The sequence below is a fragment of the Methylobacterium sp. E-016 genome, assembly GCF_022829745.1.
Lineage (GTDB): Bacteria > Pseudomonadota > Alphaproteobacteria > Rhizobiales > Beijerinckiaceae > Methylobacterium.
The window spans coordinates 96,376-104,708 of the sequence record NZ_JAKSYF010000129.1; the positions used below are offsets into that span (position 1 = coordinate 96,376).

Here is an 8,333-nt window from a genome sequence, read left to right on the forward strand (position 1 = left end):
CGGGCATCGGGGGGCTCACCGGGTCTGCTGCCGGCTGACGCCGAAGCGCATCACCGTCAGGGCCGCCTCCTGAGGCGCGGCCTCGGCTTCCGGCGGGCGGCCGGAATCGGCCAGGCTGCGCAGGGCGAGGGAGAGGGAGCCGACCTTCTGGGCCAGCGTGATCTTCTCGGCCTGGCCGGGGGTCAGGGCGAGGGTCGCGGTCTCGCCGGTGACGACGTTGGTGCCGTTCTTCTCCTGGATCAGCTGGCCGACCGCGAGCACGCGCACGTCGGTGAGGATGGTCTGGGAGACCTGCACGTCGCTGCCGGTCGCCTTGGAATTGTCCTCGTCGCGGAAGGTGCGAATCACGTCCACCCGGTCGTTGGGCAGGATGAAGCCGCCGGCCGAGTTGGTGCCGCGGCTGTCGGTGACGATCGCGACGGCGCGCATCCCGGAGGGCAGGATCGCGGCCATGAAGCCGCTGTCGGGCCGCACGAGCTTCTGCGGGCGGATCGGCTCGCCGGCCAGGAAGGCCGAGCGGATCGTGGCGCCGGCTGTCTCCTCCAGCGCCTTCGGCACGTCCTTGCGGGTGATGTAGCCGGGGGTCAGCGCGTCGTCGGGCCATTTCTGCCAGCGCAGGTCGGCGACCTGGAGCACCTGACCCATGGGCAGCTCGGCGGCCGCGACCAGCACCTCGGTCGTCGGCGGCGCGGGCGCCTCGACCCTGACGACGGGCGGGGGCGGCGGATCGCCGCCGCTCATCAGGAAAGCCGCTCCACCGCCCGCGACGAGGGCGATGGCGAGGACGGCAAGACGCGCTGGTTTCATCGTCGGGCCAAAGCATGGAACGGCAGGGTCGCCGCCCGTTGACCGACGTTAGGGCCGAATTCCTCAAATTAGGGTTAAGAAGGCATGACCATCGCGTTTCGTCCGATGTCCGAGGACGGTCTGACCGGACGGCACGGTGAATGACGCGGTTCCGGCCGCCTAACGCGGTCGTCCGCCCGTGGCGCCGATCTTCATCGTCAGTCGGTGCCGCTGGCAGCTCGGTTCGGGGCTCAGCCGCCGAGGGCGCGGGTCCAGACCAGGGTCTCGGGCAGGATCACCAGCGCGGAGGCCGCGAGCGCGATGCCGTAGGGAATGCCGGTTTTGGCGTCGTGCAGGTGCAGCGCGAAGGGCAGGCGGGCGACGACGGAGGGCAGGGGATGGCTGCGCGCCAGGAGGATCGCCAGCGTCAGCGCCCCACCGAGGATCGAGGCGACGAGCAGGTAGTCGAGAAGCTGGTCGAACCCGATCCAGAGCGCGGTCGAAGCCGCGAGCTTGGCGTCGCCGCCGCCGATCTTGCCCAGCGAGAACAGGGTGAAGGTGACGGCGAGCACCAGCGCGCCGGCCGCGAGATGCATCCCGATCTCGGGAAGGCTGAACAGGCCGGTGGCGGCGACCACGCAGAAGCCGGCGATGAGGGCCAGCGAGATCCGGTTCGGGATCAACATCGTGAGAAGGTCGCTCGCCGCGGCGTAGGCCATGAAGAACGGGAAGACGATCAGGAGGCCGAAGCTCGCCAGACCGGTGCTAGCCATCACGCTTGCCATGACCGTTGCCATCATCCTTGCGATCGCGGTCGATTCGACCGTCGATGGGGTGTCCAAGTCGCGAGTGTCGGGCGCGGGCGTGAAGAAAGCGCAAATTCCGAACGAGGTCGCGCCCGGACGCACGGGCCCGAGATCGCGGACGACGCGAAGCCGATCCCGCAGGGGCGGGATCGGCTTTGGCCCGCGGCGGGGCAGGGCATGCGCGCCCGCGAGGGACGCACCGCACCCCGACTTCACGGCCCGTGTCCACAGTGACGGTCCGTCGGCCCGAGCCCCGATCCCCTGGCCGCCTCCCGTGGGAGGGCCGGGAGACCGGGACGTTGCCGCCGACTGCGCCGTTTCCGATGGACGCGAAGCCGAACTACTGGACGAGCTGGTTCGAGACGCTCGTGAAGGTATTCTTCAGCTTGGAGCCCAGGGTCGACAGCGTGCCAATGATGACCACGGCGACGAGGGCGGCGATCATGCCGTATTCGATCGCGGTGGCGCCGGACTCGTCCGAAGCGAAGTTCTTGAACATGGTCTTCATGGCTGCAATCCTTGGTCGAAACACTTGCGAGGTAACCGTCGAAGATCTGTTGTTTCGATCGGCGGCAGATGGAGGATGCCGGACCCGCCTTGCCATTCGGTTAAGTCGGTCCGCGAAAGCGCTAAATCGAGGCACGACCGCCCGCATGGTGAAGAAAGCGTCAAGTCTTCGGCGCTCCGCCACGGCACCGGCTTAGCGGTTCCTTCACCAATAAGGTGTTGCCTGGAGGCGAACGGGATGCGCGCCTCGGCGCGTCGCACCGCTCTGCAGGCACCACGCCCGCGCGACGCGCCTCCAGCGTATTGATGAGTCTCAGCAGCCGATGCGCCTCACCCAGCCCCACCGCCCGTCCCGTGCCCGCTCGGCCAAGCGCCTGCCGGGCGTCGCCCTCGCCGCCGCGCTCGCCTTCGCGACGGCCCCCGCGCTGCGGGCGGAAACCCTGCCCGTCGTCACGGTGATGGTCGACAACGCCAAGGTCATGCGCCTGCCCGAGCGCACGCAGACGGTGATCGTCGGCAACCCGATCATCGCCGACGTCACGCTGCAGAAGAACGGCGTGCTGGTGCTGACCGGCAAGAGCTTCGGTGCAACCAACCTGATCGCCCTCGACGCCGCCGGCGCGATGCTGGCCGAGACGACGATCCGGGTGGAAGCCTCGCAGGCTTCGGTGATCACCATCCAGCGCGGCGCCGAGGAGCGGAACTCGTATTCCTGCACGCCGTACTGCCAGCCTTCGGTGCAGCTCGGCGATTCGACCAAGTATTTCGGCGACGTCAGCGGCCAGGCCGAGACCCGCCGCAACCTCGCCACCGCCGGGTCGACGGGCCCCGGGCGCTGACATTCCCGCCCGACCGCGGGCCGATTTCTAGCCGCGACCGGGCATCACCGCCTCCAGCGCCGCCAGGACGCGGCACAGGTCGACCTTGTCGACAAAGACGTGCGGGCTGATCCGCAGGCGGCCGAGCCGGGCGCTGACGAATACGTTCCGCCTCCGCAGCTGCGCGACGAGATCCTCGGCGTCGGCACCCGGCACCGTGACGCCCAGGATGTGCGGGCTGCGCAGCGCGCGCGGCGGGACCGCGAGGCCGAGGGCCTGAACGCCTTCGGCGAGGCGGTCGGTCAAGTCCCGAAGCCGGCCTTCGATCGCCGGCACGCCCCAGCCCGCCACGAGTTCCAGGCCCGTGGCCGCCATCGGCAGGCCGACCGGATCGTGGCATTCGCCGCGGTCGTAGCGGCGTGCGCCCGTGACCGGCGGGCGGTTCCCGGCATGCTCGGCGAGGGGCCGTCCCTCCTGCCGATGCGGTGCGGCATAGAGGAAGGCGAGGCTGTAGGGGCCGAGCACCCACTTGTAGGTCGGGAAGGCCAGGAGATCGGGCTTCAGCCGGGCCACGTCGATCGGCATCGCGCCGACCGCCTGGGTCGCGTCCACCACCAGGGCGGCGCCGGCCGCGCGGACGGCCGGGGCGAGACGGTCGAGGTCGATGATTGTCCCGTCCGCCCAGTGCAGCGGCGTCAGGGTCGCGACCGCGAGCGGCGGCGCACCGGGGCGGGCGATCGCTTCGAGGAGCGCCGCCGTCCAGTCGCCGTCGCCCGGGCGCGGCACCGCCTCGACCACCATGCCGGCCTCCGCGGCGAGGCGGTCGAAGGCCAGGCAGAGCGACGGAAACTCCTCGGCGACGCGCAGGATGCGCCCGCCCGGCACCGGTGCGATCGCCCGCGCCGCGATCGCGATGGCGTCGGCGACCGAGCCGACGACGGCGACGGCGTCCGCCGGAGCGCCGATCAGGGCCGCCGCCGCGCAGCGCGCCCGCTCGGTCCAAGGCGGCACCTCGGAGCGTGGATGGGCCCAGGGCAGGCTCTTCACCCGCATGCCGGCCTCGCCCGCCTCGCGCACGCTGCGCGGAAGCGGCGTCCAGGCGGCGGCATCGAGGTAGGCGACCTCCGCCGGCATCTCGAACAGGTGCCGCTGGCAGGCGAGGGGCGAAGCCATGGTCGCGCTCGTCGACGGGTCGCCGCTCAGGCGGCGCGGCGGCGCTCGGGATAGAGGCCGAGCAGGCCCTCGGCATCGGCCCGCGCGATGCCGCGCTCGGTGATCAGGCCGGTGACGAGGCGTCCGGGCGTGACGTCGAAGGCCGGGTTGGCGACCGGGCTGCCCGGCGAGACCACCTGGATCGTGGCGAAGCCGCCATCCTCGAGCCGCCCGGTGAGATGGGTGACCTCGCGCGCGTCGCGCTCCTCGATCGGGATCTCGGCGACGCCGTCCTGCAGGGTCCAGTCGATCGTCGAGAACGGGAGCGCCACGTAGAACGGGATGCCGTTGTCGTGGGCGGCGAGGGCCTTCAGGTAGGTGCCGATCTTGTTGCAGACGTCGCCCGACGCGGTGGTGCGGTCCGAGCCGACGATGCAGAGATCGACCTGCCCGTGCTGCATCAGGTGGCCGCCGGCGTTGTCGGCGACGACGGTGTGCGGCACCCCGTGGCCGTTGAGCTCGAACGCGGTCAGCGCCGCGCCCTGGTTGCGGGGCCGGGTCTCGTCGACGATCACGTGGACCGGCACGCCGGCCTCGTGGGCGACGTAGATCGGCGCCAGCGCCGTGCCCCAGTCGACGGTGGCGAGCCAGCCGGCGTTGCAATGGGTCAGGACGTTGACCGTCCGGCCGGTCCGCCGCGCGATCTCGGCGATCAGGCCGACGCCGTGGTTGCCGATGGCGCGGCAGCTCGCCACGTCCTCCTCGGCGATGCGGCCGGCCTCGGCGAAGGCGCGGGCGAATCGCTCGGGCGCCTGGACCTGGCGCAGGTTCCCCGCGACCCGGTCGAGCGCCCAGCGCAGGTTGATCGCCGTCGGGCGGGTCGCGGCCAGCGCCGCCACCGCGTGGTCGAGGCCGGCATTCGAAGCATCCTCGCGCATCGCGAAGGCCAGGCCGTAGGCGGCGGTCACGCCGATCAGCGGCGCGCCGCGCACCACCATGGTGCGGATCGCGCGCGCGGCGTCGTCGAGGCTCGCCAGCCGCTGCAGCTCGAAGGCGAAGGGCAGGCGGGTCTGGTCGATCACCTGGACGCTGACGCCGTCCGCGTCGGGGAAGATAGTCCTGTAGGGGCGGCCGTCGATCTTCATGATGACGGTCTGCCATATCGAAACGCGTTTTGCACCACCGCGCGCGCGTTCCGCGGGATCCCGAAGGTCAGGTCGGGTCGCGCCCGATCGCCGCGCCGGTGAGCATCGCGACGAGGTCGGCCTGGCGGGCGGTGCCGGTCTTGGCGAAGATCGCCTTCAGCTGCGTGCGAATGGTCGCCGACGAGACGCCGTGCACGTCGGCCAGCGTGCCGACCGTGTGCCCGTTCGTCAGCCCGCGGGCGACGCGCGCCTCGGCGGGGGTGAGGTCGAACAATCCCTGCATCAGCTCCGCCGGAAGAGCCCGGCCCTGCCGGAGATCCGCCACGACGAGGATCGTCGCCGCGGCGGCGAACACGTCGCGGGCGGCCCCGCGCACCGGCACGAGGTGGGCGATCATCGCACCGCGATCGGCCCGCGCCGCGATCGGGATGGAGGCGACGGTGTTCGGGTCGCCGGCCTGCACCGGCGCCGCGAGCGCGCGGACGAGGAGGCCGTCCGCGCGCGGGTCCGTCAGGTGGACGCGATCGGACCGATCCTGGGCGACGGAGGGCACGAGGCCGGCGAACAGGCCGTTGGCGGCGATCACCCGGTTCCCCGGTGACAGGACCGCGGCCGGCAGGCCGAGCAGGTCGAGGGCCGAGACGACGCTGCGGGCCTGCGCCAGCCCGAGGCGGGCGGCGATCAGCCCGGCGCGGGCGAGGTGCGCGCGCAGGGGATCGAGGGCGCGCACGGTCTCCGGCGTGAACGGCCCCGCCGCGAAGGCCCGTTCCCAGGAGAAGATCACGGCATCCTCCCCCACCGTCGGGATGGCGACGCCGGTGCACCAGCCGAGGCCGCGGGCCCGCAGGAACCCGTACATCGGGTCCGCGTCCATCTCCGCATGGGTGAACAGGTCGAGGTCGTGGACGAAGCCCGAATGGCCGAGCGCCAGCGCGCGGCCCGGGCGCGGGTTCACCGCCATCAGACCGGTGGCGATCGCCTCCGGCAGGTGCGTCAGGAGGGCGCCGGTGGCGCGCCACCGGGGGCCGTGCCGCCCCTCGGCGAGGATGATGGCCCCGACGGACCCCGTCGCGGCGGCGATCCGGTCGAGCACCTCCGGCCAGATCTCGGGCACGACGGCGGCTTCGTAGATCAGGTCGACCAGGGCGTCGAACTCGGCGGGGGCAAGCATCGTCGGTCTTCCCAGGCGGCCCGGAGGCCCGGCCGGGGGGAAAGGGAAGCGTTTCCGATCCGGGCCGTCCTCGCAAGGGCAAAGCCCGGGACGTGAAGGATTTTTCAACCTTAAATGCGCGTTAACGTAAGGCGCCTAGCCTCCGGGGCAGAGTCTCCTTTCGCGTCCGGTCCCGCATGCGCTCGCTTCGCCGCTCCGCGTCGCCCTACGATACCTTCGTCGACACGCTGCGCCCGTTCCTGGCGCGGCGGCTGACGGAACTCGGTGGGCTCGTCCTGTTCACGGGCGCGATCGCGCTGACGGTCGCTCTCGCGACGTGGTCGATCGACGACCCGAGCCTCAACCACGCCACCGACCACGTCGCGCACAACGTGCTCGGCCAGCCCGGGGCGGTGGTCTCGGATCTCGCCATGCAGATCCTCGGGCTCGGTGCGCTCGCCTTCGTGCTGCCGCCGGCGCTGTGGGGCGTCCGGCTGATGCGCGAGCGCGACCTGCCGAACGGCGGCATGCGCATCGCCCTGTGGATCATCGGCTTCTGCGCCGCGAGCGCGGTGGCCAGCGCCCTGCCGCCGACCGCCCGCTGGCCGCTGCCGACCGGGCTCGGCGGGGTCGCCGGCGACGCGCTGATGTCGGCCGCGCGCACCATCGTCGGCGCGATCTCGCAGGCCGGCGCGGCCCTCGTCGGCTTCGTCTACGCCGGCGTCGCGATCCTCAGCCTGACGGCCGCGTGCCGGGTGGCCCCCGGCCTCGACGAGGCGGAGGACGACGTGGCCCCCGCGATGGCGCGGGCCGACCGGCCGCGCCGCACCCATCCGGACGCGGCGCAGGATCGTCGATACGACGACCGCGACGAATCCGACGAGCCGGGTCTCGGGATCGTCGGGTTCGGCACCGTGCTCCAGGCGGCGATGCGCGGTCGCGCGGCCCTGGCCGAACGCTGGGAGTTGTGGCGGGCGCAACGCGCCGGCCTCGGCGCGCTCAGCTATGCCGGCGCCTCGCCGGCCCTGGCCGCCCGCCGCGCCTTCTCCGACGAGGACCTACCCTGGGCGAGCCAGCTCCCCAACGGCGGCCGCGCGGCCGAGCCGCGCCGCGAGCCGGTGTTCGAGCCGCGCGCCGACCAGGCCACGGCTCCGGCCGCGCCCCACGCCGCGCCTGCGCCGCAGGGCCGGCGTCCGCTGCCCGTCGTCCACGACGACGAGGATTTCGAGGGCGAGGATTTCAGGGGCGAAGATTTCAGGGGCGAGGACGAGCCGACCCCCGTGCCGGCGGAGGCCGCGGCCTCCCGCGTCTCCGCACCGGTGGCGCCGGTGGCGCCCGCGCGCCGCCCGGCACCGACCAGCGGCCAGGACGATTACCGCCATCCCGCGCTCGACCTCCTGGCCGAGCCGCGCGGCCCGTCGCAGGCGAGCCTGGTCTCGGCCGACGCGCTGGAGCAGAACGCGACGCTGCTGGAAGCCACGCTCGGCGATTTCGGCGTGCGCGGCGACATCCTCGCGGTGCGCCCAGGCCCGGTCGTGACCCTCTACGAGCTCGAGCCGGCGCCCGGCACCAAGTCCTCCCGCGTCATCTCGCTCGCCGACGACATCGCCCGCTCGATGTCGGCGGTCTCGGCCCGCGTCGCGGTCGTGCCCGGCCGCAACGCCATCGGCATCGAGCTGCCGAACGCGCGGCGCGAGACCGTGTACCTGCGCGAGCTTCTGGCTTCGGCCGACTTCGTCGAGACCAAGCACAAGCTCGCGCTGTGCTTAGGGAAAAACATCGGCGGCGAGCCGATCATCGCCGATCTCGCCCGCATGCCGCATCTGCTGGTGGCCGGCACCACCGGCTCGGGCAAGTCGGTGGCGATCAACACCATGATCCTCAGCCTGCTCTACCGGATGAAGCCGGAGGAGTGCCGCCTGATCATGGTCGACCCGAAGATGCTGGAGCTGTCGGTCTACGACGGCAT

General features: G+C 72.3%; 8 protein-coding genes. 2 read left to right on the plus strand and 6 right to left on the minus strand.

Annotation, left to right across the window (positions count from 1 at the left end; translation table 11 throughout):
- Positions 1 to 15: 15 nt before the first annotated feature.
- From cpaB to MKK68_RS17875, 3 genes are all read right to left on the minus strand, one after another.
- Positions 16 to 807, minus strand: coding sequence for a Flp pilus assembly protein CpaB (gene cpaB / locus MKK68_RS17865; RefSeq protein WP_147727594.1), 792 nt, complete (start codon positions 805 to 807; stop codon positions 16 to 18).
- Positions 808 to 1,037: 230 nt separating this feature from the next.
- Positions 1,038 to 1,559: a prepilin peptidase gene (locus MKK68_RS17870; protein ID WP_405042796.1), complete on the minus strand. Its 522-nt coding sequence runs from the start codon at positions 1,557 to 1,559 to the stop codon at positions 1,038 to 1,040.
- 373 nt (positions 1,560 to 1,932) lie between these two features.
- Positions 1,933 to 2,100 carry a Flp family type IVb pilin gene (locus MKK68_RS17875; protein WP_147727592.1) on the minus strand — a complete coding sequence of 56 codons (168 nt, stop codon included), beginning with the start codon at positions 2,098 to 2,100 and terminating at the stop codon, positions 1,933 to 1,935.
- 322 nt (positions 2,101 to 2,422) lie between these two features.
- On the opposite strand from MKK68_RS17875, the gene MKK68_RS17880 reads away from it, so the two are divergent.
- Complete coding sequence (locus tag MKK68_RS17880; RefSeq protein ID WP_147843555.1) at positions 2,423 to 2,938, plus strand: pilus assembly protein N-terminal domain-containing protein; 516 nt, start codon at positions 2,423 to 2,425, stop codon at positions 2,936 to 2,938.
- A 27-nt stretch (positions 2,939 to 2,965) separates the two neighbouring features.
- Here MKK68_RS17880 and MKK68_RS17885 read toward each other — a convergent pair whose 3' ends face one another.
- The 3 genes from MKK68_RS17885 to MKK68_RS17895 form a co-directional block, all read right to left on the minus strand.
- The gene (locus MKK68_RS17885; RefSeq protein WP_244032033.1) at positions 2,966 to 4,090 is read right to left on the minus strand and encodes an aminotransferase class V-fold PLP-dependent enzyme; all 1,125 of its coding nucleotides are present in this window, start codon (positions 4,088 to 4,090) and stop codon (positions 2,966 to 2,968) included.
- A 26-nt stretch (positions 4,091 to 4,116) separates the two neighbouring features.
- Positions 4,117 to 5,214: an S-methyl-5-thioribose-1-phosphate isomerase gene (gene mtnA, locus MKK68_RS17890; RefSeq protein ID WP_147727590.1), complete on the minus strand. Its 1,098-nt coding sequence runs from the start codon at positions 5,212 to 5,214 to the stop codon at positions 4,117 to 4,119.
- 67 nt (positions 5,215 to 5,281) lie between these two features.
- Positions 5,282 to 6,385 carry a helix-turn-helix transcriptional regulator gene (locus tag MKK68_RS17895; protein WP_147727589.1) on the minus strand — a complete coding sequence of 368 codons (1,104 nt, stop codon included), beginning with the start codon at positions 6,383 to 6,385 and terminating at the stop codon, positions 5,282 to 5,284.
- A 176-nt stretch (positions 6,386 to 6,561) separates the two neighbouring features.
- Between MKK68_RS17895 and MKK68_RS17900 the strand changes: the two genes are divergently transcribed.
- The coding region (locus tag MKK68_RS17900; RefSeq protein ID WP_244032035.1) for a DNA translocase FtsK at positions 6,562 to 8,333 on the plus strand (1,772 nt) is incomplete at its 3' end.

Bases quoted from the DNA above. Each gene is read 5' to 3' on its own strand.
- cpaB (WP_147727594.1), bottom strand. From the start codon at position 807: ATGAAACCAGCGCGTCTTGCCGTCCTCGCCATCGCCCTCGTCGCGGGC.
- MKK68_RS17870 (WP_405042796.1), bottom strand. From the start codon at position 1,559: ATGGCTAGCACCGGTCTGGCGAGCTTCGGCCTCCTGATCGTCTTCCCG.
- MKK68_RS17875 (WP_147727592.1), bottom strand. From the start codon at position 2,100: ATGAAGACCATGTTCAAGAACTTCGCTTCGGACGAGTCCGGCGCCACC.
- MKK68_RS17880 (WP_147843555.1), top strand. From the start codon at position 2,423: ATGCGCCTCACCCAGCCCCACCGCCCGTCCCGTGCCCGCTCGGCCAAG.
- MKK68_RS17885 (WP_244032033.1), bottom strand. From the start codon at position 4,090: ATGGCTTCGCCCCTCGCCTGCCAGCGGCACCTGTTCGAGATGCCGGCG.
- mtnA (WP_147727590.1), bottom strand. From the start codon at position 5,214: ATGAAGATCGACGGCCGCCCCTACAGGACTATCTTCCCCGACGCGGAC.
- MKK68_RS17895 (WP_147727589.1), bottom strand. From the start codon at position 6,385: ATGCTTGCCCCCGCCGAGTTCGACGCCCTGGTCGACCTGATCTACGAA.